Source organism: Actinomadura parmotrematis, from assembly GCF_019458805.1.
GTDB lineage: Bacteria > Actinomycetota > Actinomycetes > Streptosporangiales > Streptosporangiaceae > Spirillospora > Spirillospora parmotrematis.
This window is the reverse complement of record NZ_JAIBOA010000029.1, coordinates 1-22,810: the sequence shown is the minus strand read 5'-3', so window position 1 is coordinate 22,810 and position 22,810 is coordinate 1. Positions and strand designations below refer to the sequence as shown.

The following is a 22,810-nucleotide window of genomic DNA, read 5'->3' as shown; positions in this document are numbered from 1 at the left end:
CTGACGAGCGTCCGCCCTCCCATTCAACCAAGACGCGCACCCCCCGGCTCCACGAAGTCTCCGATATGGACGACGGCGGGCGGGACGTCCCGGTTCAGGGGTCCAGAACGGTCAGCACGAAACGGGTGGGGAGGCCGGTGTCGTTTCCGTAGCCGTGCGGGCGGTCGCCCGCGAAAACCGCCGCCGTACCGGCGTCGAGCCGCTCGGCGGCGCCGTCCACGCGCAGCGTCAGCACGCCTTCCCGCACGTGCACGATCTCCTTGACGCCGGGGGCGTGGGCGTCGCTGTCGCGCAGCTCGCCGGGCCGCAGGTCCCACGTCCAGAGCTCCAGCGAGGGCCGCGGGTCGCTGCCGGCGAGCAGCGTGCCGGTCCCGCCGTGCGCGCCCTCCCAGAGCACCACCTGCCGGGACGGCGGGAACAGCCGCACGGCCGGCTCCTCCTCGGCCTGCACGAGGCGGGTGAGCGGCACCCCGAGCGCCTCGGAGATCCGCACGAGCGTGCTGAGGTTGGGGTTGCCGCGGCCCTGCTCCAGGCCGACGAGCATGCCCTTGCTCACCCCGGCGCGGCCGGCGAGCTCGTCCAGGCTCCAGCCGTGCCCGGCGCGGAGCGCCCGCACCTTCCGCGCGACGGCCTCGCCGACCGCCCCCCGCTCCGCCCCGCCGTCCGCCATGCGCCCCGCCTCCCGCGATTCCCGCTTCCGGTCGACTCAATGCTATATGTAGTTCAATGAAATGACCGCGCGGGAGCCGCGGTCCGGGGGAGGGAACCACCGATGCCCGACGAGATCACCGTCGACGCCGCCGTGTACGCGCTGCGTCCCGACTACGCCGTCCTCGCCGTCACCGCGCACGGCCTGACCGGCGGACCGAGCGACGCCCGCTCGGCGGCCTGGCTCGCCGACGCCGCGAAGAGCGCCGACCCCGAGGACCCGCACCTGGACGCCTGGCGCGAGGCCTACCGGGCCTTCGGCGCCAAGCCGCAGCGCACCCGCCCCTCGATGGACGCGCTGATCCGCCGCGCCGGCGCGCTGCCGCAGGTCAACCTGGTCGTGGACGCCTACAACGCCGTCTCGGTCGCCCGCGCGCTGCCCGTCGGCGGCGAGGACCTCGCCGCCTACCGGGGCCCGGCGCGCCTCGTCCGCGCCACCGGTGAGGAGGACTTCGACACCGTCGCGGGCGGCGAGCCCGCCGTCGAGCACCCCGCGCCCGGCGAGGTCGTCTGGCGCGACGACGCGGGCGTCACCTGCCGCCGCTGGAACTGGCGGCAGTGCGTGCGCACCCGCATCACCGAGGACACCGCCGACGCGCTGTTCCTGCTGGAGACCCTCGCCCCCTACGGCCGCGAGCGCCTCCGCGAGGCCGGCGACGAGCTCGCCGCCCGCCTCCGCGAGATCTCCCCGGACGCCCGGATCGCCGCGCGGCTGGTCGAGGCGCCCTGATGGCCGCCGCCCTCGCCCTGCTGTCCGCGCTGCTCTACGGGACCGCCGACTTCTTCGGCGGCTCGGCCGCGCGCCGCGCCGGGGCGCTCCGCGCCGTCACGCTGAGCGTCCCGGTCGGCCTCGCCGTCCTCGTCGTGATGGCGGTCGCCGCGGGCGGCGCCCCGGCCGCGCCCGCCGTCGCCGCCGGCACCGCGGGCGGCGTCGCGGGCGGCGCCGGGCTGCTCACCTTCTACCGCGCCCTCGCGCGCGGCCCGATGAGCGTCGTCGCGCCGGTGTCGGCGCTCGCCGCCGCCGTGCTGCCCGTCCTCGTCGGGGTGGCGCGCGGCGAGCGCCTGGACCCGGTCGCGATCGCCGGGGTGCTGCTCTGCCTCCTGGCGATCGGCCTGGTCAGCATGGAACCGGCCGGCGAGCGCGCGGAGGGCGGCGGCGGCCCCCTCGACAGCGGCCCGCTCATGGCGCTCGTGTCGGGCGCCTGCTTCGGCGTGTTCTTCGTGCTGCTGAAGGCCGCCGGGGACGGCGCGGGCCTCTGGCCCGTCGTCGGCGCCCGCGCCGGCAACCTCCTCGCCGTCGCGGTCGCGCTCGCCGTCGCGGTCCGCCTGCGCGGCGGCGTCCCCGGCCCCCGCTTTCGCGACCTCGGCCGCCCGGCGCTCGTCCTCGCGCTCGCGTCCGGCCTGCTCGACGGCGGCGCCAACGCCCTGTACTTCGCGGCCGCCCAGTCGGGCCTGCTCAGCCTCGCCGCCGTGCTGACCTCCCTCTACCCGGCGATCACCGTGCTGCTCGCCCGCATCGCCTACAGCGAGCGGCTGCGCGCCATCCAGCGCGTCGGCCTCGGCGTCGCCGCCGCCGGCGTCGCCCTCGTCACCGTCGGCTGATCCCTTCTCCGGCCGGTTCGACGCGGGGCGCCCCCGCCGAGACCGCCGCCGGCGCGTTCCGCGGCAGCGTCCCCCTGCACCCCTGAAACGGCGAGGGCCGCGGTCTCCGTTGAGACCGCGGCCTTCGCCGATGGCGGTGGTGGTGGGATTCGAACCCACGGAAGCTTGCACTTCACACGCTTTCGAGGCGTGCGCCCTCGTCCACTAGGCGACACCACCGTGGAGGAGCTTACCGGACTCTGCGGGTGGTGAAGAACTCGATAAGCAGCGCGGCGCACTCGTCGGCGAGCACCTCCGAGATCACCTCGGGGCGGTGGTTCAGGCGGCGGTCGCGGACGACGTCCCAGAGGGAGCCGACCGCGCCGGCCTTCGCGTCCGCCGCGCCGTAGGCGATGCGGGCGACGCGGGCCTGCACGGCGGCGCCCGCGCACATCGTGCAGGGCTCCAGGGTCACCACGAGGGTGCAGCCCGCCAGGCGCCACTCGCCGAGCGCGGCGGCGGCGCGCCGCATCGCGACGATCTCGGCGTGGCCGGTCGGGTCGCCGGTCTCCTCGCGGTCGTTGCGGCCGGTGCCGAGGACGGCGCCGTCCGGGCCGAGGACGACGGCGCCGACGGGCACGTCGCCGGCCTCGCCCGCGCGGCGCGCCTCGTCCAGGGCGCGCCGCATCGCGGGGCGGAGGGTGAGATCGGTCACCGGCTCGTCCACGGGCACGGCGGGTCAGTCGCGCAGCCGGTCGAACTCCTCGGCGAACCCGGCGAGCTCGGCGACGGTGACGAGCGCGTCGCTCGGCAGGGCGCGGTCGCCGAGGTCGCCGAGGCGCTCGGCGGACACGCCGAGGTCCTCCAGCAGCGCGGGGTCGCCGCCCGGGGCGCCGTCCGCGGCGTCGCCGGCCAGCTCGCGCAGCAGCCCGGCGAGGCCGTCGTCGCGGACGGTCGACACGTACGCGCGCGGGTCGCCCTGGCCGTCGAGGCGGACGACGCCGAACCAGTCGTCGTCCTGCTCGACCAGCAGGACGACCGACTCGCCGTAGGTCTCCACGGCGGCCTCGCGGAGCTGGTCGGCGACGTCGTCGACGCTCTCGGCCTCGGCGAGCTCGGGCTCGGTGCCGACCCAGCCCTGGGCGGTGCGGGAGAACACGGCGGCGAAGTAGGGCACGGGGACATTGTGGCCCACCGGCGCGCCGCGGGCACACCCCCCGCGGGGCGGGCACCGGCGGGCGGCGGGGTCAGCCGACGGTGTCGAGGGCGCGCTTGAAGGCGGGCGCGAAGCCGAGCCGCCCGGCGATGCTCATCAGCATCTCGTCGGGGTACAGGTCCAGGTCGCCGGAGATGGCGCCGAGCTCCATCTCGTCCAGCCCCAGGTCGGCGAAGATCGACATGTCGCCGACCGGCAGCACCTGGTCGAGCTCCTCGTCGTCGGGGACGGGGATGTCGAGGTACTCCAGCACCTGGCGGGCGAGCGGCCAGTCGACCGAGGCGGTGACGTCCGACAGGAACACCATCGTCTCGTCGCCGAGCAGCCGCAGCGCGACGAAGAAGTCGTCGCCGACCGCGACGAGCCCGATCGTGCCGCCGAGGCTCGGCTGCTGGCGCAGCGCGTGGACCAGGCCGTCCAGGTCCTCGGTCAGCGCGACGGGGAGGATCTCGGCGTCGAGCCGGTCGTCCTCCCGGTACACCACGACGGCGAAGTCCTCCGCCTCGTCAACATCGGTCATGTCCACCCCACCGGCGCGTTACCTGCCAGGGCATGGTCGCAGATGCAGCGCGCCCTCGCGTCCCTCATCGCCGAAAACCGCCGCCGGCGCGAGAGCACGGTGCCCCGCTGGCACCGCCGGACGAACCTACCCGATAACGATCAGTTGATACGAAAGGTCCGGTGCCGGAGGGCGGCGTGGATGCGGGCCCGGCGGGAGCGGTGCGGCGTCACCCGCTCGCGCAGCTCGCGCGCCTCGGCGAGCTCGCGCAGGAACCGGGCGCGGCGCCGGCGGCGCTCGCGGACCTCCTCGGGCGACAGGTCGCCGGCGAGGGCGTCGGCGGTCTCCCCGGGCGGGTCGGGCGCCGACTCCCGGACGCGGTCGGCGAGCTCGCGGCGCTGGCCGGCATGGTCGTGCACGCGCATGTCCATGCCTCCATCGTGCCCGGTCCGGGCCGGTCCTACCCGCCGGCCGCCGGTACGGTGAGCGCATGCAGACCCACGCCGTGGATCATCCGCTGGTCGCGCACAAGCTCACGACGCTCCGCGACGAGCGCACCGATTCGCCCACGTTCCGCCGGCTCGCCGACGAGCTGGTCACGCTCCTGGCCTACGAGGCCACCCGCGACGTGCGCGTGGCGCCCGCCACGGTGGCGACTCCCGTCGCGACCGCGCAGGGCGTCCAGCTCACCGCCCCGAAGCCGCTCGTCGTGCCGATCCTGCGGGCCGGCCTCGGCATGCTCGACGGCATGACGCGGCTGCTGCCGACCGCCGAGGTCGGCTTCCTCGGCATGGTCCGCGACGAGGGGTCGCTGCAGGCCGAGACCTACGCGACGCGGCTGCCGGACGACCTGTCGGGCCGCCAGTGCTACGTCCTCGACCCGATGCTCGCCACCGGCGGCACGCTGGCCGCGGCGATCAAGCTGCTGCTGGACCGGGGCGCCGACGACGTCACCGCGCTCTGCCTGCTCGCCGCGCCCGAGGGGCTGGACCACCTGGCGAAGGCGTTCGAGGGGACGGGCGCGCCGATCCGCGTCGTCACCGCCGCGATCGACGACCGCCTGGACGGGAACGGCTACATCATCCCGGGCCTCGGCGACGCCGGCGACCGCCTCTACGGGGTCGTCTGACCCCTCCCCGGACGCGCCCCCGCGCCCCTGCCCGCGCAGGCGGGACGGGGGCGCGCGGTTTCGCGCGGGGATCACCGTGGGTATCACCCCGGCAACGGAACGCCAGGATCGTTCCTCCACCGGCCGGCGAGGCGGGGACGGCATCGGGCCGGCACGGTGCGAGCAGCCGAGGAAGCGTGATGGCCCACGATGAGAACGGCGAACTGCCGCGACACGACGAGACCGGCCCGGCCGGGGAGACCGACCCGATCGAGGAGGTCGACCCGATCGAGGAGGTCGGCCGGCGCCTCACCGCGGAGTTCGCGGGGGTGCACGAGCGGGACACCGTCGGCCGCTGCGTCGAGGCGGCCCGGCACGGCGCCCTGGAGGTCGCCGGCGGCGCGCCGCCCGGCCTCGTGGAGCGCATCGCGCGCCGGCACCTCCAGGTGCTCGCCGCCGTCGCCGCCGAGAAGCGGCGCCGCGGCCCGCGCAGCAGCCTCGGCAACGCGCCCTGACCGTTGCTTCACCGGGGATGCGCGCTGTGCGAGACTGGCTTCGGGCAGCTGGGTCACCGCTCTCCGGGAGGCAGTCGTGCCGGCCAAGAAGTACCTCACGTGGGCGGCGGCCGCCTTCGTGGCCTTCTACATGATCTCCGAGCCGCGGGGCGCCGCGGGCGCCGTGGACCGCGCGGCGGGCGGGCTCGCCGCGGCGGCCGGATCGCTGTCGACCTTCCTCGGCGAGCTGGGCTGAGGCGCCGATGCGACTGGTCACCCCGGGCGACTCCGCCCCCGCGTCGGTCAACAAGTACCTGCTCCCGCACGAGACGCAGGTCATCACCGTCCGCCGGCACCCGGCGGTGCTGATGCTCCCGGTCGGCCTCGTGCTCGGCGGCCTCATCGTGGCGGGCGTGCTCAGCCAGGTCGCCGCCGGCAGCGCGGGCGGCGTCATCAGCTGGATCTGGTGGGGCTGGCTGCTGCTGCTCGCCTGGTTCGTCTGGCGGGTCGCGGAGTGGTCGGTGGACTACTTCGTCATCACCAACCAGCGGATGCTCCTCACCACCGGGCTGATCACCCGCAACGTGGCGATGATGCCGCTCGCCAAGGTCACCGACATGAGCTTCAAGCGCTCGATCACCGGCCGGATGCTCGGCTATGGCGAGTTCGTGCTGGAGTCGGCCGGCCAGGACCAGGCGCTGTCCACGGTGTCCTACCTGCCCTACCCCGAGCAGCTCTACCTGGAGGTCTGCGAAATGATCTTCCCGAACAAGAACGCCACCGCCGACGACTGACCCGCGCTCCCGCGCCGCCGCACCCGGCCCGGAGCCACGACGTTCCGGACATGCCCGGCGAGCCGCATGTTCCATAGCGCAACGTCCGATACTGTCGGCTTTCAGGGCCGGAACCCCCGGCCGGGGCGGATCGGCCGCGAGGCGGGACCGGGAACCCGTCCGCTGCCGCTTCATTGCTCTCGATGTGCGATTACCAAGCAATGTGCAATTATGTCGGCACCCCAGCCGCCTGATTACTTCCGCTAAGTGAGTACACATGCCGGGTCCAGGCAACGTCGGCGAACGTGTCCGCAACCTGCGCCTGACGAGACGCCTGTCGCAGGCCCAGCTCGCCGGTCACGACCTCTCCGACAGCTACATATCGTTGATCGAGTCCGGGAAGCGGACTCCGACGCCCACCGTGCTGCGCATGCTCGCCGAACGGCTGGGCTGCACCCCCGAGTACCTCGCCGAGGGGGTCGAGCCCGAGCAGCGCGCCCATCTGGAGGTCCGGGAGCGACACGCCCACCTGGCCCTGCTGGCCGGTGACGCCGCCGTCGCCGAGGCCGCCTTCGACGAGGTGCTGGCCCGCAGCGACGACGCCGACCTGAGCGCCCGCGCGCGCTGGGGCCGCGCCCGCGCGCTGGAGGAGCTCGGCCGCACCGAGGAGGCCATCGCGCTCTTCGAGGAGCTGCGCGAGCAGGCCGAGCGCGACCCGGGGCGCGCGAGCCGGCTGCCCGCCGTCATCGCGCTGGCCCGCTGCTACCACGCCGTCGGCGACCTCGGCCAGGCCGTCGCGCTCGGCGAGCGCGCCCTCGACCGGCTGCGCCTCCTCCACCTCGCCGCCGGCGAGGAGTACACCGAGGCCGGGCGCATCCTGCTGCTGGCGTACGTGGACCGCTCCGACGCCGCGCGCGCGCACGCCCTCGGGCGCGCGCTGGTGGCCGGCGACGACGACGGCGCGCCCCTCGCCGCCCACTACCGGCGGGCCAGCGTCCGCGCGCTGGACGAGGGCGCCGTCGGCGACTCGCTGTACTTCGCCGAGCAGGCCCTCGCCGCGCACCGGGGCGCCGAGCCCGAGCGGCCCCTCGCCCGGCTCCGCCTCGCCGCCGCCCGCGCCCTGCTGCGCGGCGTGCCGCCGTTCTCGGCGGAGGCGGCGGACATCGCGGGCGACGCCCTCGGCCGGTCGCTGCCCGAGCCGACGGCGCGGGCCGCCCGCGAGGCGCTCGACCTGCTCGCCGGCACCGGCGCGCTGGCGGGCGCGGAGGCCCACGAGGCGACGATCGAGAAGGCCCGCGCGCTCGTGCCGGCCGGCGAGCCGCAGCAGGCGATCTCCCTGCTGGAGGACTTCCTGGACACCGGCCGGGCGCTCGCCGCGCCGCGCGCGGGGACGCTGCCGCCGCCCGGCCCGTCCGGCGACCTGGCCGCCCGCGTCCGCAGGACCGCGCAGGCCCGGCTCGTCCTCGCCCGCGCCCGCCTCGCCCAGGGCGACCCGGGCGCGGCGCTGGTGGTGCTGCGCGCCGCCGCGGGCCAGCTCGACGGGCTGCCGCGCGGCCGCGCCGCCGCGCACGTCTACCGCGAGCTCGGCGAGCTGTTCCAGCAGGCGGGGCAGGGTGAGGAGGCGGTGGCGTCCTACCGGCAGGCGCTGGAGTCGGCGGGGCTGCGCGCCCCCGGCTCGCACAGCGCCAGCTACGACCTGGACCGCGTGTGACGCGGCGCTGACGCCGCGCCGTCCCGCCCGCCCCGCCCGCGCCGGCGCCGTCCTCGCGAAGGACGGCGCCGGCGCGGCGCGCTGAGGGCGCACGCGCCCCGGGGAGACGCGCGTCACCCCCGCCCCCTGGAATGAAACGCCTTCATGTTCTGTCCTAGGATGCAGACATGGGATGACCGGCTGACCGGAGGACGGCGGCCGGTCCCGGACACCCGGGGAGGGGGAGCCGTGACGCTGCGCACCGCGCGCCGCGCGTCGCTCGTCGAGCAGGTCATCGACCAGCTGCGGGACGAGATCGCCGCCGGCGGCTGGCCGGTCGGCGCCCGGATCCCGCCCGAGCCGGCGCTGTCGGAGTCCCTCGGCGTCGGCCGCAACACCGTCCGCGAGGCCGTCCGCGCCCTCACCCACGCGGGCCTGCTGGAGTCCCGGCAGGGCGACGGCACCTACGTGATCGCGACCAGCGAGCTGTCGGGCGCGGTCCGCCGCCGCCTGGAGACCGCCGAGCTGGTGGAGATCCTGGAGGTGCGGCGCGGCCTGGAGGCCGAGGCGGCCCGGCTCGCCGCCGCCCGCCGCACCCCCGGCGACGTCGCCGGGATCGCCGCCGCCCTCGCCGCCCGCGACGCGGCCTTCGCCGGCGGCGACCACGCCGCGTTCGTGGAGGCCGACCTGGCCTTCCACACCGCCGTCGTCGAGGCCACCCACAACCGGGTCCTCACCGACCTGTACCGCGACTTCAGCACGGTCCTGCGCGCCTCCATCGGCGCCGCCGGGACGCTGAGCCGGCACGCCGACGTCCCGCACGGCCCGATCGCCGCGGCCATCGAGGCCGGCGACGCGGACGCCGCCGCGGCCGCCACGCACGCCTGCCTGGACGAGGTCCTGCGCTCCACCGCGCCGCACCCCCCGGCCTGACCGGCCCCCGCCCCGCCCCCAGATCACCCGCACGACCGCGCCGCGCCGCGCAGAAGGCACCGCTTCCATGATCACCGCATCCCCGCGCGCCCCGCGCCTCACCGCCGCCTGGACCCTCGCCGGCATCGTCCTGCTCACCGTCAACCTGCGCGCCGCCATCACCGGGGTGTCGCCGCTGCTCGGCGACCTCCAGGACCGGTTCCACCTGAGCGGCACCGAGGTCGGCGTCCTCACCACGCTGCCCGTCCTCTGCCTCGGCGTGTTCGCCTCCCTCGCGCCCGTCGCGGCGCGGCGCCTCGGCACCGAGACCGCCATCGCCGGGTCGCTGCTGCTCATCGCCGCCGGGATCCTGCTGCGCGTCGTCCCGTCCCGGGCGGCGCTGTTCGCCGGGACGGTCCTCGCCGGCGCCGGCATCGCGATGGGCAACGTCCTCATGCCCGCCGTGATCAAGCGCGTGTTCCCCGGCCGCGTCGGGTCCCTCACCGGCCTCGCGATGATGCTGATGGCGACGAGCGGCGCCCTCGCCGCCGGCCTCGCCGTCCCCATCGGCGACGCCGCGGGCTGGCGCGCCGCCCTCGCCGTCTGGGCCGTCCCCTCCCTCGCCGCCGCGCTCGTCTGGGGACCGCTCGCCCTGCGCGGCCGCCGCACCGCCGCCGCCGAGGACGGCGCCGTCGTCGCGCCCGCCGCCGAGGGCACCCTGCTGCGCAGCCCCCTCGCCTGGTGCGTCGCGGTGTTCATGGGCCTGGCGTCGCTGATGTTCTACGTCGTGATGTCCTGGCTCCCGGAGATCATGCGGGACCACGGCGCGGCGCCCGCCGCGGCGGGCGCCATGGTGTCGGCGATGATGGTCATCGGCATCCCGCTGGGCTTCGCCGTCCCGGTCTTCGCCGCCCGGCTCCGCGACCAGCGCCACCTCGTCTACGCGGTCGGCGCCGCCATGGCCGCCGGGATCGGCGGGCTGATGGCCGCCCCGTCCCTGGCGTGGCTGTGGGTGGTGTTCCTCGGGCTGGCCACCGGCAGCGCCTTCCCGCTCGCCTACACGCTGCTCAACCTGCGGTCGGCGAGCCCGCACGTCGCCGCCCGCCTGTCGGGGATGGCGCAGACCGCCGGGTACCTGCTCGCCGGCCTCGGCCCGCTCGCCGTCGGCGTCCTGCACGGCGCCACCGGCGGCTGGCGGGTGCCGCTCGGGCTGCTCCTCGCGCTCGTCGTGCCCGAGGTGGTGTTCGGGGTGCTGGCGTCGCGGCCCGGCTTCGTCCGGCCGTCGCGCGCCGCCGCCGAGGGCCCCGCCGAGCGGATCGCCGAGGCGGCGCCGGTCCGCTAGTCGCCCGGCCGGCCGTTCAGGTTGACGTCGACGGCGTCCAGGTCGAGGACGCGGGCGTGCAGCACCAGGCGCTGCTGGAGCGCCGCCCGCAGCGCCCGGTGCAGCCCGTCCTCCAGGTACAGCTCGCTCTTCCACTGCACCACGTGGGGGAACAGATCGCCGTAGAAGGTGGAGTCCTTGGCCAGCAGCGACTGGAGGTCGAGCTCGCGCTTGGTGCTGACGAGCTGGTCGAGCCGGATCTGCCGGGGCGGGATCTTGGCCCAGTCCCGGGACGACAGCCCGTGCTCGGGATAGGGCCTCCCGTCGCCCACGGCCTTGAAGATCACGGATCGAGTCTACGTGCTCAGACGGACCCGGAGAAGGTGTCGCATCGCTGAGCGTCACCCGACTCATAACCCGTCGTGAACCACTTCTTGCGCTGCTCGGCCGTGCCGTGCGTGAACGAGTCCGGGTCGACGCGGCCGCGCGCCTTCTGCTGGATGCGGTCGTCGCCGACGGCCTGCGCGGCGTCCAGGGCCTGCTCGATGTCCTGGTCGGTGAGGGCGGTGATGTAGCCGGTCGACGCGGCGTGCTTGGACCAGACGCCGGCGTAGCAGTCGGCCTGCAGCTCCAGCCGCACCGAGCCGCTCTGGGCGCCGGTCTTGCTGCCGACCTTGTCCATCGTCCCGAGCAGGTCCTGCACGTGGTGCCCGTACTCGTGCGCCACCACGTACGCCTGCGCGAACGGCCCGCCCTCGGCGCCGAACTGGCTCTTGAGCTGCTGGAAGAACGTCAGGTCCAGGTAGACCTTCTTGTCGCCGGGGCAGTAGAACGGCCCGACGTCCGACGTCGCCTGCCCGCACGCGGTGTTCACCGCCTGGCTGAACAGCCGCGTCGACGCCTTGGTGTACTGGCGGCCGCTCTCCTTGAACTGGCCGCTCCAGTACGACTGGACGCTGTTGACGATCCCGACGATGCGGCAGTCGTCCCTCTGGTCGGCGTCCGACCCCGTCTTGCACTGCGACGCCAGGTTCGCGCCCGTGCCGGACGGCAGCGGCTGCGTGCCGGTGCCGCCGCCCCCGCCGCCGCCGAGGTCGAGCCCGAACACCAGCGCGATGATCGTCACGATGACGCCGACGGCGCCGCCGCCGACCGCGAGCCCGCCGCCGGGGAACCCGCCCCCGCGGCCGTCCTCCACCTGCGAGCTGTCGAGCTGCGCGTCGTCCCTGAAGTCCATCTCCGGTGTCCCTTCCCAGCCGTGCCCGCCCGCGGACACCTCCGGAAACGGGCTTATCCAGCACAGCCCTCGTTTAACGTCCCGACGAAGATCCCGCAGGTGGGAGCGTTCCCGCGGCGCCGCCCGCCGAACCGGTCCGGTGCCAGGACCCGCCGGGGCCGCGCGCGACGAGGCCCCGCTCGGCGAAGGCGCGCAGCCAGCCGCCCATCGGCCAGCGGCCCCAGCGGCGGTGGAACACGGCGGCGTTGCGGAGGATGTCGTCCAGGTGCTGGACGGGCGGCGAGGACGTGGGGTGGTGCTGGTGGTAGGCGGGCGCGCCGCCGGTCCACCAGAGCGGGACGCCGCGCGCGCGGGCCGTCTGGGCGAAGTCGGTGTCCTCGCCGCCGTAGCCGGTGTACTCCTCGCAGAACCCGCCGATCTCCCGCCACGTCCGGGCGGTCAGGGCGAAGGACAGCGACCAGAACAGGTCGTGGTCGCCGTCGCGGAGGACCTCGCCGGGCGCCGGGGCGGGCCGGGCCGGATGCGGCGGGGCCAGGCCGGGCAGGTCGGCGAGGCGGTAGCCGCCCTCGCCGGGGGGCGGCAGGTAGGCGACGGTGCCGCAGAGCAGCGCGGGGACGTCCCGCCGGGCGACGTCCCCGTAGCGTCCGATCGTTTCCGCGCCGGGGACGCAGTCGACGTCCAGGAAGACCAGCAGGTCGGCGCCGAGCTCCAGCGCGCGGCGGGCGCCCGCGTTGCGCGCGGCGGCGAGCGGCAGCCCGCCCTCCCCGGCGGGGACGTCGACGACGTCGGCGGCCGGGGCGCGCCCGGCGACGGCGCCCGCGACGCCCGGATCGCCCATGGCCACGACCACGTAGGCGTCCGGGGCGCGGGAACCGGCGGCCAGGCCGTCCTGCTGGCGGCGCAGGTGGGCGTGCCGCCCCGCCGCCAGCGTGATCACAGCGGTGCGCACGGCGCCGCCTCCCGGGCGTCGTGCCGGGCGGCGACCTCCCGGACGAACGCGGCCGCGCGGGCCGCGCCGTCGCCCGGCGCCCACTCGCGCCAGCGCGCGCCGTCCCGGCCCGCGGCGGCGTCCAGCAGGCCGGGCCACTCGGCGGGCTCGGGCCAGCGGTCCCGGACGTCGGCCAGGCCGGCGCCGCGCAGCGCGGCGGCCGTCGCGCGCTGCTCGCCGTGCGGGCGGTCCTGGGGGATCACGACCGCCGGGCGCGCCGCGGCCGCGCACTCGGCGACCGCGTTCTGCCCCGCGTGCGTGACCACCACGTCCGCCGCGCACAGCACCGGCCACGGGTCGCCGCACCAGGGGCCGGGGCCGCCGAGCGCGGCGAAGTCCCAGCCGGGCGCGGCCCGCCTCGCCCGGCACACCTGCGCGGACGTCGGACCGCCGCCGCCCGCCCCGGCGAGCAGGACGGCGCGGCGGCGCGTCCGCGCGGGCGGCGCCGGCCGCGGCCGCCCGTCGAAGCGGGAGAACGCCCCGGTATGGCAGGTCTTGGCCGTCCAGGCGGCGGGCCAGCCCGGCTCCGGCAGGTGCGCGGGCCAGGGCGCCAGCAGCCCGTCCGCCGCGTCGTAGGCGAGCCGGTGCGCCGGATCGCCGCGGTCGCCGCGCATGGCCGCCACGATCGTCGGGACGCCGAGGAGCCGCGCCAGCAGCGCGACCTCGACCGAGACGTCCGCGACGAGCACCGCCGGCGCGGCCGCCTCGATCCACCGCGCCACCGCCGCCATCCGCCCCCGCAGCCCCGGATGGTGGTGCGGCGCCCAGTGCAGCCGCCCGTTCGCGGTCGTGTCGCCCGCCGCCTCCGGGACGTCGTCGCGCGGCAGCGCCACCCACGCGCCCGGCCAGCCCGCCGGCCGCGGCAGCGACGACAGCGCGGTGACCCCCGCCCCGAGGTGCCGCGCCACGCAGAGCGCCCGGTGCAGGTGCCCCCTCCCCTGATGGTGCACGTAGTAGCCGATCATGCGGCGAGCTCCCAGTACAGCTGCTCGTAGCGGCCGACCATGGCCTCCAGCGAGCAGGTCCGCTCGGCGTGCGCGCGGGCGTCCGCGCGCGACAGCCCGACCGTCTCGGCGAGCGCCGCCGCGAGCGCCGCGACGTCGTCGCCCGGCACGAGCCGCCCGCACGCGTCGGTCACCAGCTCCGGCAGCGCGCCGCGCGCGAACCCGCAGACCGGCGTCCCGCACGCCAGCGCCTCCGCCACGACCAGCCCGTACGGCTCGTCCCAGCACGGCGTGACCAGCACCGCGGCCGCGCCGCCGAGCAGCCCGGCCAGCTCCGCCGTCCCGAGGTGCCCCAGGTACTCCACGCCCTCCCCGAGCAGCGGCCGGATGCGCGCCTCGAAGTACTCCGGGGCGCTGACCGGCCCGGCGATCCGCAGCGGCAGGCCGGCGAGCCGGGCCGCCTCGATCGCCAGGTGCGCCCCCTTCTCCGGCACCAGCCGCCCGAACCACACCGGCGCGCCCCCGCCCGGCCCCGGCGTCCAGCGCCGCACGTCCACACCGTTGGCGACCACGCGCGCGTCCGGGACGAGATGCCGCCACGCCCGCGCGGCGTGCGCGCTGACGGCGGCGAACGTCACCGGGCAGCGGCGCGGCGCCTGGATCGCCGACTCCAGCCACGGCGTCGGCGGCGTGTGCAGCGTCGTCAGCACCGGCACCGGCAGCGCCGCCGCCATCGCGATCGGCAGGTAGTGCAGCGAGTTGTTGTGCACCAGGTCGAACTCGCGCGACGCCGCCAGCTCCAGCATGAGCTGCAGGTAGGCGTGGTGGTCGGCGAGCATCGCCGCCCCCGGCATGCTCACGTCCCGCCGCGCCGCCTCGCTGATCTCCGGGACGTGGACCGCCAGCTCCCGGACGCCGAGCCCCGGATCCGAACCCGCCCCCGCGAACAGCGTCACCCGGTGCCCGCCCGCCTGCAGCGCCCGGGCCAGCGCCCAGGTGTGCGCCTCCAGGCCACCCGCGAACGGCTCCCTGATCGGGAACCGCGCGGACGCGATCAGCGCGATCCGCAGCGGTCTCATCCGAGCGCCCGCAGATACGTCTGGCGGTGCGCCGCGGCCAGCGCGCGCCGCTCGGCCGCCCGCAGCACCGGATCGGCCCGCCAGACCGGACGCCGCTCGTACGCGTCGCGCACGGCCTCGCGCAGCCCGTCCGCGTCCAGGGCGTCCTCGTCGTGCCGGTAGGACAGGCAGGGCCGCTGCTCGGCGTAGAAACCGCAGTCCGAGACCGCCACCGGCGTTCCCAGGTCGTGGCACGCCTCCAGCCAGCCCGAATGCGTGCCGAAGACGTAGGGCAGCACCGACAGGTCGAGCCCTTGCAGGTAGTCGAACAGGTCGCGGTCGCTGAAGTAGTCGTGGACGTGCAGCTCCAGCGCCCCGTCCGCGGCCCGCTCCCGCAGGTCCTTCATCACGTGCGGCGCGTACCAGTAGGAATCGGGATCCTCGACCTCGGGATGGATGTCGACGCGCAGCCGCGCGCCCGGCAGCCCGGCGACCGTCTCGGCGAGCACGTCGATGACGGGCAGCGGCGCCATGTTCGGCCGCAGGCTCTTGGCGTGCACCCCCACGGTGAACCCCTCGCGCGGCGGCCGCGGCCGGCCCACGTCCGCGAGCTCCACCACGTGCGGATGCGGCAGCACCGCCGCCACCCGCCCCCACCGCTCGGCGACCCGCCGGGCCGCCCCCGGCGTCAGCGTGATCAGCTCGGCGGCCGCCGGGACCAGCACGTCGAGCTGCTCCTCGTGCTCGCCCGCCGTCCGATGGTGCGGGTTGCGCAGGTCGTGCACGGTGTACACCAGCGGCTTGCCCAGCTCGCGCAGCGTCCGGACCAGCTCCTCCAGCCGCGCGGGCGACTGGGCGTCGAAACCGAAGTGCAGGTGGAAGACGTCGAAGTCCCCGGCGTGCTCGCGGACCCAGGCCGGATCGAGCATCACCGGCGGCCACCACCGCGCGGATCCGCTCGGCGCCCCGCACGGCTTCGGATCGGCGAGCCGCGTCACACCGTCCCCGCCGTCCAGCGCCGCCAGATGCCGCACGTACACGTGCCCCGCGGGCACCGACGCCACCCTGACCGGCCGCCCGTCCGGCCCCGGCGCGCGCAGGCCCTCCTCCATCGCCAGCACCATGGTCTCCCCCTCGCCTCCGGCGCCGCCCGGCGTCCTTCCCCGCCCGCCCCGCAACCTCAGGAGCAGGCATTCCACCGGCCACGCCGCGAACAGGCCCCCCGCCTACCCGCCGCGCCACCCCGAAACACGCGAACCGCCCCGACGAGGTGAGCCCTGGAGGCGGACCGGCCCGCGAAAAGCCTTACAGCACAGCGCTTTGGCGCATCGCCACCAGGGATGGCGGCGCCAGCGGTGACGGTGAGGGCTGATGTCCGCTTATGTGTGAATGGTGATAATTGCCCCGCGGGGGGCGTCCAAGCGGCGCCCTCTCCGGCCGGGGTCCCGGGCCGGCATCTTCGCGGCGCATCACCGACCGCTTCCGGCGATCTCCGCCGGGCCGCTCGGAACGGGACGAGGGGGCGGAGAACGGCAAAAGCCGGTGCCCTGGGGGCACCGGCCGTTGTCCTGCCTGAACAGGCTGGCGGAGGATACGAGATTCGAACTCGTGAGGGTGTGAACCCAACACGCTTTCCAAGCGTGCGCCCTAGGCCACTAGGCGAATCCTCCGCGGGCAAGCCTACCGGCTCCGGGGCAGTGGTCGGACATCGATTACCGCCTCCAGCGGCAGCGGACCGTACACGTGCGGGAAGACGCCGTCCCCCACCGCCTCGTGGCGCACCGGCGCGCCGAGCCTCGCCGCGTCCAGCACCAGCAGGACCAGCTCCGCCGGCGGCACGTCCGCATAGAACCGGGACAGCACCCCCGCCACCTGCTCCTCCGAGGACGAGCAGTGCACGAACCCCTCCTCCGCGAGCGTCCGGCCCCGCGTCGACATCGCGTACGGCGCGCCGGACGCGCGCACCTCTTCCCAATACCGCCGCTCGGCGATGTGCAGCAGCGTTCCCGCGCCCTCGCGGGCTCCTTCGGAGGACATGCGCGGAGCCTACGGCCGAACAGGTGAAGAGTGCCCCGCCGATGCCATAGACTCTGGGGCAGACCCCTCGCATGGCGTCATCCTGTGAACCTCCCCAGGGCCGGAAGGCAGCAAGGATAAGCAGGCTCTGGCGGGTGTGCGGGGGGTCCTTTTCGTCTCTGACGCTCTGCTTCTCGAGGAGGGCGGTCGCCCCATGAGTCTGGCTCTGTACCGCAAGTACCGGCCCGCCACATTCGGCGAGCTCAAGGGGCAGGAACACGTCGCCGACCCGCTGCAGCAGGCGCTCCGCAACGGCCGCATCAACCACGCCTACCTCTTCAGCGGGCCCCGCGGCTGCGGCAAGACCTCCAGCGCCCGCATCCTCGCCCGCTCCCTCAACTGCGAGCAGGGCCCCACGCCCGAACCCTGCGGCACGTGCGACTCCTGCGTCGCCCTCGGCCCCACCGGCACCGGCCACATCGACGTCATCGAGATCGACGCCGCCTCCCACGGCGGCGTCGACGACGCCCGCGACCTGCGCGAACGCGCCTTCTTCGCGCCCGTCTCCGCGCGCTTCAAGGTCTACATCATCGACGAGGCCCACATGGTCACCCGGGAGGGCTTCAACGCCCTCCTGAAACTCGTCGAGGAACCCCCGCCGCACCTGAAGTTCGTCTTCGCCACCACCGAGCCCGAGAAGGTCATCGGGACGATCCGGTCGCGGACCCACCACTACCCGTTCCGGCTCATCCCGCCCGGCGTCCTCCAGCAGCTCGTCGAGGAGATCCTCCAGGCCGAGAACGTCCCCTACGAGGAGGCGGCGCTGCCCCTCGCGGTCCGTGCCGGCGCCGGCTCGGCCCGCGACACCCTGTCGATCCTCGACCAGCTCCTCGCCGGCTCCGACGAGAAGGGCATCACCTACACCCGCGCCGTGTCGCTGCTCGGCTACACCGACTCCGCCCTCCTCGACGAGGTCGTCGGCGCGTTCGCGCAGCGCGACGGCGCCGCCGTCTTCGCCGCCGTCGACCGCGTCATCGAGAGCGGCCAGGACCCGCGCCGCTTCGCCGCCGACCTCCTGGAACGGCTCCGCGACCTGGTGATCCTGTCGAACGTCCCCGAGGCGGGCGGATCGGGCCTGCTGAACGTGCCGCCCGACGAACTGGAGCAGATGCGCCGCCAGGCCTCCTCCATGGGCCCCGGCGACCTCACCCGCGCCGCCGACCTGCTGCACAACGGCCTCACCGAGATGCGCGGCGCCACGTCGCCGCGGCTCGTGCTGGAACTCGTCGCCGCGCGGATCCTGCTGCCGGCCGCCTACCAGGACGAGGCGGCGCTGCTCGCCCGGCTGGACCGGCTGGAGCGGCAGGGGCCGACGCTGCCGGCGCCGCAGGTGGGGACGTACGAGGCGCCGCCCGTGGTGCGGGTGCCGGTGAGCGTGGATCAGGGGGGCGCGGGGCAGGGGAGCGGGGGGTATGGCGCTGCGGGTGAACAGCCCCCGCCCGCCCAGGGGGGCGACCCCACTTCTAGTGTCAACCGCGCGCCCACCTCCACGGAAGGCGAACGCCGTTCTGTGGATAACCCGCCCGCCGCGGCCCAGGGCGCCGACGGGCAGGCACCCCAAGGCGGCACGCCTTACGGAGGCACGCCCCAAGACGGCACGCCCCACGGAGGCGGACCCGCTTCCCAGGGCGCAGGCGTGGCCCACGGCTCCTCTGCCTACAGCGCGGCCTCCCCGCAGCAAGCGTCCCAGCAAGCGTCCCAACAGGCGGCCCAGCAGGCGTCCCAGCCCGCACCGCGACCGGCCCCGCAGCAGCCCCCGCAGCAAGCACCGGCCATGCCCGCCGCCGCCGGAGGTGGCGACGTCGCCACAGTTCAGCGTCTCTGGCCGGACATCATCGAGGCGGTCAAGCGCAAGAGCCGCGTCGCCTGGATGGTGATCATGTCGGGGGTCCATCCGATCTCCCTCGACCGCAACCTGCTCACCCTCGCCTTCGACGCCGAGGGCAAGCGCACCAACTTCACCAACGGCGGCCGCGACGTCGTCCTCCGCGAGGTCCTCAAGGAGCGCATGGGCGTCGACTGGCGCATCGACACCGTCCTCGGCAGCGGGGGAGCCGCCCCGCCCCAGCCCCGCTCAGGCGGAGGCGGCGGCTACGGCGGCCGGCAGAACCAGCCCGCCCCCCAGCAACCCCCCGCTCAGCCGCAACAGACCAGCGGACAACAGTTCGGCGGCCAGCAGACCGGCGCCCAGCACGACAGCGGACAGTACGGCAGCGGCCAGCCCGCTCCCGCGTCCCCCGGCTACGGCGGCGCCTCCGGTGCCCCCGGCGACCCGTCCCAGTCCGCCGGCGGCTTCGCCGGAGCCCCGTCCGAGCAGCGCCCGCCGCAGGCGGCCGCGGCGCCCAACCGCCAGCCGTCCGCCCCGTCCTCCCCGTTCGAGCCGTCCGGCGCCCCCTCGGGCGCGGCGCCGTCCCCGGCCCGGCAGGCGCCCGACCCCGGCCCGCTGCCCCCGCCGCCTGACGAGCCCCCGCCGCCGCCCGAGCCGACCGGCCCCTACGACGAGCGCGACGAGGTCGACCCCGACGGCGACGCCGACTTCGACGGGACCGAGGCCGACTCCAGCGGCATGGCGCTGATCCAGCGCGAGCTCGGCGGGCAGATCATCCGTGAGATCGACAACATCTGACGGGCCGGCGCCGCGCGCCCGCCGGGCCCGCCGCGCCCGGGCCGCCCGGCGCCGTCCCGGTACGTACCGCATCGCGCCGCGACCCCGTAGTCTCGGGGAGGCGGACGTCCGGTGGTCGACGGGGCGCCGAGGAGACACCCCGCCGCGGGGCACAACGGAACGGAGCAGACCGTGGAACCCGGTGGTCAGTTGAACATGGAGGCACTCCTGCAGCAGGCGCAGGCCATGCAGGAGCAGCTCTTCGCCGCGCAGCAGGAGCTCGCCGACACCGAGGTGCAGGGCACCGCGGGCGGCGGGCTCGTCACCGCGACCGTGAACGGGCAGGGCGAGGTCGTCGGCCTCACCATCGACCCGAAGGCCGTGGACGCCGACGACGCGGCCGACACGGCCGAGACGATCGCCGACCTCGTGCTCGCCGCGATCCGCGACGCCGGCCGCGCCGCGCAGGAGCTGCAGGCCGCCAAGATGGGCCCGCTCGCGCAGGGCTTCGGCGGCGGCATCCCCGGCCTGCCCGGGGCCTGACGCACGTCCGGCCGCGCCCCCGCCCGCCCGTCCGCCGGACGGGAGGGCGCCCAGAACCCCATCGCGGGAGCGACCGGAACGCGGCGGCCGATGCGGGGACCACGAACGATCCCCGCGAACGAAAACAGCAAATCGGGCAGTACGGGCGTCGGACAGGCCGAAGGGCCGGGAATCCCCGCCGAGCGGAGCCGGCAGCGCCATCATCGTTAACGGCCGGTCGGGCACGGCACGGCGGGACGCGGGAACCGGAAGCCCGAGAGGGACCTGCGAAGGACCCGAGAGGGACCCGAGAAGGAAAGGAAGGGACCGTTGTACGAAGGGGTCGTTCAGAACCTCATCGACGAACTGGGCAGGCTGCCCGGCGTCGGCCCCAAGAGCGCGCAGCGGATCGCCTTCCACCTCCTGGCGGCCGACCCCGCCGACGTGGAGCGGCTCGGCAGGGCGCTCAAGGAGGTCAAGGACAAGGTCCGCTTCTGCCGGACGTGCGGGAACGTCGCCGAGGAGGAGGAGTGCCGGATCTGCCGGGACGTCCGCCGCGACGCCGCCGTCATCTGCGTGGTGGAGGAGTCCAAGGACGTCGTCGCGATCGAGAAGACGCGCGAGTTCCGCGGCCGCTACCACGTGCTCGGCGGCGCGATCAGCCCGATCGAGGGCGTCGGCCCGGAGGAGCTGCGCATCCGCGAGCTCATGCAGCGCCTCGCCGACGGCACCGTGACCGAGCTGATCCTCGCCACCGACCCGAACCTGGAGGGCGAGGCCACGGCCACCTACCTCGCCCGGCTGGTCAAACCCATGGGCCTGAAAGTCACCCGCCTGGCCAGCGGCCTTCCGGTGGGTGGCGACCTCGAGTACGCCGACGAGGTCACGCTGGGCCGCGCATTCGAAGGACGGAGGCTGCTCGATGTCTGATCCCAACAGCCCGCAGGACTGGAACGCCCTCGCCGAGCGGGTCGCGTGCCACGTCGAGAACTACCTGAACGGCCTGGAGGCGGTGTCGCGCGGCGACGCCGGCACGCACACGGTGCCGCTGCTCCTCCTGGAGGTCTCGCAGGTCATCCTCGCCGGCGCGCAGCTCGGCGCGAGCGCCGACGTGATCCTGCCCGACAACTGGGAGCCCGAGCTCGGCGACGACCCCGACCTGGACACCGTCCGGCAGGGCCTCGCCGAGCGCCTCGTCGGCCTCGACGACTACGTCGAGGTCTTCGACCCCTACAAGGACACCGAGCCGACCGAGTACCGGCTGTCCGACGACCTCGTGGACGTCGCCAGCGACCTCGTGCACGGCCTGCGCCACTACAAGGCCGAGCGGCCGCTGGAGGCGCTCTGGTGGTGGCAGTACTCCTACTTCAACCACTGGGGCAACCACGCCGGCGCGGCGCTCCGCGCCCTGCACGCCGTCATCGCCGGCGCGCGGCTGGACGTGGTGACCGAGCCCGTCGCCGCGGGCTGACGCGCGCCGTGGCGCGCCCCGCCGCCCGGCGGCGGGGCGCGCTCCCGGCCGTGCTCCGCGCCCCCTGCGGAGGGGAGCGCTCCCAGCGCCGCGCCGCCCCCGGCCCAGCTGGGTCTTTACCTGCCCGTAATCCACCCGGGGCCGCTCGGTAGACTGCTCGCCGGAACGCCTGACCCCGATCCGAGGAGCGCCCACCCGTGGCTCTTATCGTGCAGAAGTACGGTGGCTCCTCCGTCGCCGACGCCGAGTGCGTCAAGCGGGTCGCCCAGCGCATCGTCGCGACGAAGAAGGCGGGCAACGACGTCGTCGTCGTGGTCTCCGCCATGGGCGACACGACGGATGATCTCATCGACATGGCCGAGCGGGTCAGCCCGCTGCCCCCCGGCCGCGAGCTCGACATGCTGCTCACCGCCGGCGAGCGGATCTCCATGGCGCTGCTCGCCATGGCCATCGCCAACCTGGGCCACGAGGCCCGCTCGTTCACCGGCTCGCAGGCCGGTGTGATCACCGATGGAGCGCACGGCCGAGCCAAGATCATCGATGTGACGCCGGGCCGTATCCGCACCGCGCTGGACGAGGGCTCGATCTGCATCGTGGCGGGCTTCCAGGGCGTCTCCCAGGGCACCAAGGACATCACCACGCTCGGCCGCGGCGGCTCCGACACGACCGCCGTCGCGCTCGCGGCGGCGCTGAACGCCGACGTGTGCGAGATCTACTCCGACGTGGACGGCGTGTTCACCGCCGACCCGCGCATCGTCGCCGCCGCCCGCAAGATCCCGCGCATCTCCTACGAGGAGATGCTGGAGATGGCCGCGAGCGGCGCCAAGATCCTGCACCTGCGCTGCGTGGAGTACGCGCGCCGGTACGGCATCCCGATCCACGTGCGGTCCTCGTTCTCCCAGAAGGAGGGGACGTGGGTCGTCGACAGCAGTGACATCGAAGGGCACGAGATGGAGCAGGCGATCATCTCCGGGGTCGCGCACGACCGGAGCGAAGCCAAGATCACGGTGGTCGGGGTGCCGGACAAGGTCGGCGAGGCCGCCACGATCTTCCGGGTGCTGTCCGAGGCCGAGATCAACATCGACATGATCGTGCAGAACGTGTCGGCGGCGTCGACCGGCCGCACCGACATCTCCTTCACGCTCCCGGCGAGCGACGGGCAGACCGCGCTCACCGCGCTGAACAAGCTGAAGGAGCGCATCGGGTTCGGCTCGCTGCGCTACGACGACCGGATCGGCAAGGTGTCGCTGATCGGCGCGGGGATGCGCTCGCACCCGGGCGTCACCGCGACGTTCTTCGCCGCGATCGCCGACGCCGGCGTGAACATCGAGATGATCTCGACGTCGGAGATCCGCATCTCGGTGGTGGTGACGCAGGACGACATCGACACCGCGGTCGCCGCCACGCACCGCGCGTTCGACCTCGACGCCGACCAGGTCGAGGCCGTCGTCTACGGCGGCACCGGCCGCTGACGCCTCCCGGGCGGGGTGCGGCGGGGGCCACCCCCCCCCCCCCCCCCCCCCCCCCCCCCCCCCCCCCCCCCCAACCCCCCCCCCCCCCCCCCCCCCCCCCCCCCCCCCCCCCCCCCCCCCCCCCCCCCCCCCCCC

General features: G+C 75.4%; 26 protein-coding genes, 2 tRNA genes and 1 other RNA gene. 15 read left to right on the top strand and 14 right to left on the bottom strand.

The features are described from left to right. Positions 1–94: 94 nt before the first annotated feature. On the bottom strand, positions 95–670 hold the full coding sequence (locus tag K1Y72_RS31920; protein ID WP_220170250.1) for a helix-turn-helix transcriptional regulator: 576 nt from the start codon (positions 668–670) through the stop codon (positions 95–97). A 102-nt stretch (positions 671–772) separates the two neighbouring features. Between K1Y72_RS31920 and K1Y72_RS31915 the strand changes: the two genes are divergently transcribed. Beyond that, entirely contained in the window at positions 773–1,438 is a 666-nt protein-coding gene (locus K1Y72_RS31915) for a B3/B4 domain-containing protein (RefSeq protein ID WP_220170249.1), read from the top strand. Beyond that, on the top strand, positions 1,438–2,310 hold the full coding sequence (locus K1Y72_RS31910; RefSeq protein WP_220170248.1) for an EamA family transporter: 873 nt from the start codon (positions 1,438–1,440) through the stop codon (positions 2,308–2,310). Before K1Y72_RS31915 ends, K1Y72_RS31910 begins: the two co-directional genes overlap by 1 nt. A gap of 131 nt (positions 2,311–2,441) precedes the next feature. On the opposite strand, the gene K1Y72_RS31905 is transcribed toward K1Y72_RS31910, so the two are convergent. The 5 genes from K1Y72_RS31905 to K1Y72_RS31885 all read right to left on the bottom strand — a co-directional run bounded on the left by K1Y72_RS31905 (position 2,442) and on the right by K1Y72_RS31885 (position 4,435). Continuing rightward, positions 2,442–2,529 (bottom strand) — tRNA-Ser (locus K1Y72_RS31905). 10 nt (positions 2,530–2,539) lie between these two features. Further along, positions 2,540–2,977: a tRNA adenosine(34) deaminase TadA gene (gene tadA, locus K1Y72_RS31900; protein ID WP_220170311.1), complete on the bottom strand. Its 438-nt coding sequence runs from the start codon at positions 2,975–2,977 to the stop codon at positions 2,540–2,542. A 51-nt stretch (positions 2,978–3,028) separates the two neighbouring features. Continuing rightward, positions 3,029–3,466 (bottom strand): tRNA adenosine deaminase-associated protein, encoded by a 438-nt coding sequence (locus K1Y72_RS31895; protein ID WP_220170247.1) that lies wholly within the window; start codon positions 3,464–3,466, stop codon positions 3,029–3,031. A gap of 70 nt (positions 3,467–3,536) precedes the next feature. Continuing rightward, positions 3,537–4,025, bottom strand: a complete 489-nt coding sequence (locus K1Y72_RS31890; RefSeq protein ID WP_220170246.1) for a tRNA adenosine deaminase-associated protein — start codon at positions 4,023–4,025, stop codon at positions 3,537–3,539. 140 nt (positions 4,026–4,165) lie between these two features. After that, positions 4,166–4,435, bottom strand: a complete 270-nt coding sequence (locus K1Y72_RS31885) for a hypothetical protein (RefSeq protein WP_220170319.1) — start codon at positions 4,433–4,435, stop codon at positions 4,166–4,168. A gap of 59 nt (positions 4,436–4,494) precedes the next feature. On the opposite strand from K1Y72_RS31885, the gene upp reads away from it, so the two are divergent. The 7 genes from upp (at position 4,495) to K1Y72_RS31850 (ending at position 10,323) form a co-directional block, all read left to right on the top strand. Continuing rightward, the gene (gene upp, locus K1Y72_RS31880; protein WP_220170245.1) at positions 4,495–5,133 is read left to right on the top strand and encodes a uracil phosphoribosyltransferase; all 639 of its coding nucleotides are present in this window, start codon (positions 4,495–4,497) and stop codon (positions 5,131–5,133) included. Positions 5,134–5,381: 248 nt separating this feature from the next. Further along, positions 5,382–5,627 (top strand): hypothetical protein, encoded by a 246-nt coding sequence (locus K1Y72_RS31875; protein ID WP_220170310.1) that lies wholly within the window; start codon positions 5,382–5,384, stop codon positions 5,625–5,627. A 76-nt stretch (positions 5,628–5,703) separates the two neighbouring features. Continuing rightward, positions 5,704–5,862: a hypothetical protein gene (locus K1Y72_RS31870; protein WP_220170244.1), complete on the top strand. Its 159-nt coding sequence runs from the start codon at positions 5,704–5,706 to the stop codon at positions 5,860–5,862. A 7-nt stretch (positions 5,863–5,869) separates the two neighbouring features. Continuing rightward, entirely contained in the window at positions 5,870–6,400 is a 531-nt protein-coding gene (locus K1Y72_RS31865) for a PH domain-containing protein (protein WP_220170243.1), read from the top strand. A gap of 256 nt (positions 6,401–6,656) precedes the next feature. After that, positions 6,657–8,090: a tetratricopeptide repeat protein gene (locus K1Y72_RS31860; protein WP_220170242.1), complete on the top strand. Its 1,434-nt coding sequence runs from the start codon at positions 6,657–6,659 to the stop codon at positions 8,088–8,090. Between the two features lie 228 nt (positions 8,091–8,318). Next, positions 8,319–9,002 (top strand): FadR/GntR family transcriptional regulator, encoded by a 684-nt coding sequence (locus K1Y72_RS31855; protein WP_220170241.1) that lies wholly within the window; start codon positions 8,319–8,321, stop codon positions 9,000–9,002. A 67-nt stretch (positions 9,003–9,069) separates the two neighbouring features. Next, complete coding sequence (locus K1Y72_RS31850; protein ID WP_220170240.1) at positions 9,070–10,323, top strand: CynX/NimT family MFS transporter; 1,254 nt, start codon at positions 9,070–9,072, stop codon at positions 10,321–10,323. Here K1Y72_RS31850 and K1Y72_RS31845 read toward each other — a convergent pair. From K1Y72_RS31845 to K1Y72_RS31810, 8 genes are all read right to left on the bottom strand, one after another. Then, the gene (locus K1Y72_RS31845; RefSeq protein WP_220170239.1) at positions 10,320–10,649 is read right to left on the bottom strand and encodes a type II toxin-antitoxin system VapB family antitoxin; all 330 of its coding nucleotides are present in this window, start codon (positions 10,647–10,649) and stop codon (positions 10,320–10,322) included. The genes K1Y72_RS31850 and K1Y72_RS31845 overlap by 4 nt on opposite strands. Before the next feature lie 17 nt (positions 10,650–10,666). Further along, on the bottom strand, positions 10,667–11,539 hold the full coding sequence (ypfJ, locus tag K1Y72_RS31840) for a KPN_02809 family neutral zinc metallopeptidase (RefSeq protein ID WP_220170238.1): 873 nt from the start codon (positions 11,537–11,539) through the stop codon (positions 10,667–10,669). A 73-nt stretch (positions 11,540–11,612) separates the two neighbouring features. Continuing rightward, complete coding sequence (locus K1Y72_RS31835) at positions 11,613–12,488, bottom strand: glycosyltransferase family 2 protein (RefSeq protein WP_220170237.1); 876 nt, start codon at positions 12,486–12,488, stop codon at positions 11,613–11,615. Then, positions 12,473–13,492 carry a glycosyltransferase gene (locus K1Y72_RS31830; RefSeq protein WP_220170236.1) on the bottom strand — a complete coding sequence of 340 codons (1,020 nt, stop codon included), beginning with the start codon at positions 13,490–13,492 and terminating at the stop codon, positions 12,473–12,475. Before K1Y72_RS31830 ends, K1Y72_RS31835 begins: the two co-directional genes overlap by 16 nt. Next, positions 13,489–14,550, bottom strand: coding sequence for a glycosyltransferase (locus K1Y72_RS31825; protein WP_220170235.1), 1,062 nt, complete (start codon positions 14,548–14,550; stop codon positions 13,489–13,491). Before K1Y72_RS31825 ends, K1Y72_RS31830 begins: the two co-directional genes overlap by 4 nt. Then, a complete protein-coding gene (locus tag K1Y72_RS31820) occupies positions 14,547–15,653 on the bottom strand; it encodes a glycosyltransferase family protein (RefSeq protein WP_258574288.1) in 1,107 nt (368 codons plus the stop codon). The genes K1Y72_RS31825 and K1Y72_RS31820 overlap by 4 nt, the downstream gene beginning before the upstream one ends. A 458-nt stretch (positions 15,654–16,111) precedes the next feature. After that, positions 16,112–16,199, bottom strand: a tRNA-Ser gene (locus K1Y72_RS31815). A gap of 10 nt (positions 16,200–16,209) precedes the next feature. Next, positions 16,210–16,566 (bottom strand): DUF952 domain-containing protein, encoded by a 357-nt coding sequence (locus tag K1Y72_RS31810; protein ID WP_220170234.1) that lies wholly within the window; start codon positions 16,564–16,566, stop codon positions 16,210–16,212. Positions 16,567–16,624: 58 nt separating this feature from the next. Here K1Y72_RS31810 and ffs point away from each other — a divergent pair. The 6 genes from ffs (at position 16,625) to K1Y72_RS31780 (ending at position 22,675) form a co-directional block, all read left to right on the top strand. After that, positions 16,625–16,720, top strand: an RNA gene (gene ffs / locus K1Y72_RS31805) — signal recognition particle sRNA small type. Positions 16,721–16,759: 39 nt separating this feature from the next. Beyond that, positions 16,760–19,231, top strand: a complete 2,472-nt coding sequence (locus K1Y72_RS31800) for a DNA polymerase III subunit gamma and tau (protein ID WP_220170233.1) — start codon at positions 16,760–16,762, stop codon at positions 19,229–19,231. 195 nt (positions 19,232–19,426) lie between these two features. Then, complete coding sequence (locus K1Y72_RS31795) at positions 19,427–19,753, top strand: YbaB/EbfC family nucleoid-associated protein (RefSeq protein ID WP_220170232.1); 327 nt, start codon at positions 19,427–19,429, stop codon at positions 19,751–19,753. A 309-nt stretch (positions 19,754–20,062) separates the two neighbouring features. Continuing rightward, positions 20,063–20,662 carry a recombination mediator RecR gene (recR, locus tag K1Y72_RS31790; RefSeq protein ID WP_220170231.1) on the top strand — a complete coding sequence of 200 codons (600 nt, stop codon included), beginning with the start codon at positions 20,063–20,065 and terminating at the stop codon, positions 20,660–20,662. Further along, positions 20,655–21,203 (top strand): DUF5063 domain-containing protein, encoded by a 549-nt coding sequence (locus tag K1Y72_RS31785; RefSeq protein ID WP_220170230.1) that lies wholly within the window; start codon positions 20,655–20,657, stop codon positions 21,201–21,203. Before recR ends, K1Y72_RS31785 begins: the two co-directional genes overlap by 8 nt. Positions 21,204–21,400: 197 nt before the next feature. Beyond that, positions 21,401–22,675, top strand: a complete 1,275-nt coding sequence (locus K1Y72_RS31780) for an aspartate kinase (protein ID WP_220170229.1) — start codon at positions 21,401–21,403, stop codon at positions 22,673–22,675. Positions 22,676–22,810: the final 135 nt, after the last annotated feature.

What these genes read in the sequence shown, in the direction of transcription:
- K1Y72_RS31920 (WP_220170250.1), bottom strand. Translation starts at nt 670, where the DNA reads ATGGCGGACGGCGGGGCGGAGCGGGGGGCGGTCGGCGAGGCCGTCGCG.
- K1Y72_RS31915 (WP_220170249.1), top strand. Translation starts at nt 773, where the DNA reads ATGCCCGACGAGATCACCGTCGACGCCGCCGTGTACGCGCTGCGTCCC.
- K1Y72_RS31910 (WP_220170248.1), top strand. Translation starts at nt 1,438, where the DNA reads ATGGCCGCCGCCCTCGCCCTGCTGTCCGCGCTGCTCTACGGGACCGCC.
- tadA (WP_220170311.1), bottom strand. Translation starts at nt 2,977, where the DNA reads ATGCGGCGCGCCCTGGACGAGGCGCGCCGCGCGGGCGAGGCCGGCGAC.
- K1Y72_RS31890 (WP_220170246.1), bottom strand. Translation starts at nt 4,025, where the DNA reads ATGACCGATGTTGACGAGGCGGAGGACTTCGCCGTCGTGGTGTACCGG.
- K1Y72_RS31885 (WP_220170319.1), bottom strand. Translation starts at nt 4,435, where the DNA reads ATGGACATGCGCGTGCACGACCATGCCGGCCAGCGCCGCGAGCTCGCC.
- upp (WP_220170245.1), top strand. Translation starts at nt 4,495, where the DNA reads ATGCAGACCCACGCCGTGGATCATCCGCTGGTCGCGCACAAGCTCACG.
- K1Y72_RS31865 (WP_220170243.1), top strand. Translation starts at nt 5,870, where the DNA reads ATGCGACTGGTCACCCCGGGCGACTCCGCCCCCGCGTCGGTCAACAAG.
- K1Y72_RS31860 (WP_220170242.1), top strand. Translation starts at nt 6,657, where the DNA reads ATGCCGGGTCCAGGCAACGTCGGCGAACGTGTCCGCAACCTGCGCCTG.
- K1Y72_RS31850 (WP_220170240.1), top strand. Translation starts at nt 9,070, where the DNA reads ATGATCACCGCATCCCCGCGCGCCCCGCGCCTCACCGCCGCCTGGACC.
- ypfJ (WP_220170238.1), bottom strand. Translation starts at nt 11,539, where the DNA reads ATGGACTTCAGGGACGACGCGCAGCTCGACAGCTCGCAGGTGGAGGAC.
- K1Y72_RS31830 (WP_220170236.1), bottom strand. Translation starts at nt 13,492, where the DNA reads ATGATCGGCTACTACGTGCACCATCAGGGGAGGGGGCACCTGCACCGG.
- K1Y72_RS31825 (WP_220170235.1), bottom strand. Translation starts at nt 14,550, where the DNA reads ATGAGACCGCTGCGGATCGCGCTGATCGCGTCCGCGCGGTTCCCGATC.
- K1Y72_RS31820 (WP_258574288.1), bottom strand. Translation starts at nt 15,653, where the DNA reads ATGGTGCTGGCGATGGAGGAGGGCCTGCGCGCGCCGGGGCCGGACGGG.
- K1Y72_RS31810 (WP_220170234.1), bottom strand. Translation starts at nt 16,566, where the DNA reads ATGTCCTCCGAAGGAGCCCGCGAGGGCGCGGGAACGCTGCTGCACATC.
- K1Y72_RS31800 (WP_220170233.1), top strand. Translation starts at nt 16,760, where the DNA reads ATGAGTCTGGCTCTGTACCGCAAGTACCGGCCCGCCACATTCGGCGAG.
- K1Y72_RS31795 (WP_220170232.1), top strand. Translation starts at nt 19,427, where the DNA reads ATGGAGGCACTCCTGCAGCAGGCGCAGGCCATGCAGGAGCAGCTCTTC.
- K1Y72_RS31785 (WP_220170230.1), top strand. Translation starts at nt 20,655, where the DNA reads ATGTCTGATCCCAACAGCCCGCAGGACTGGAACGCCCTCGCCGAGCGG.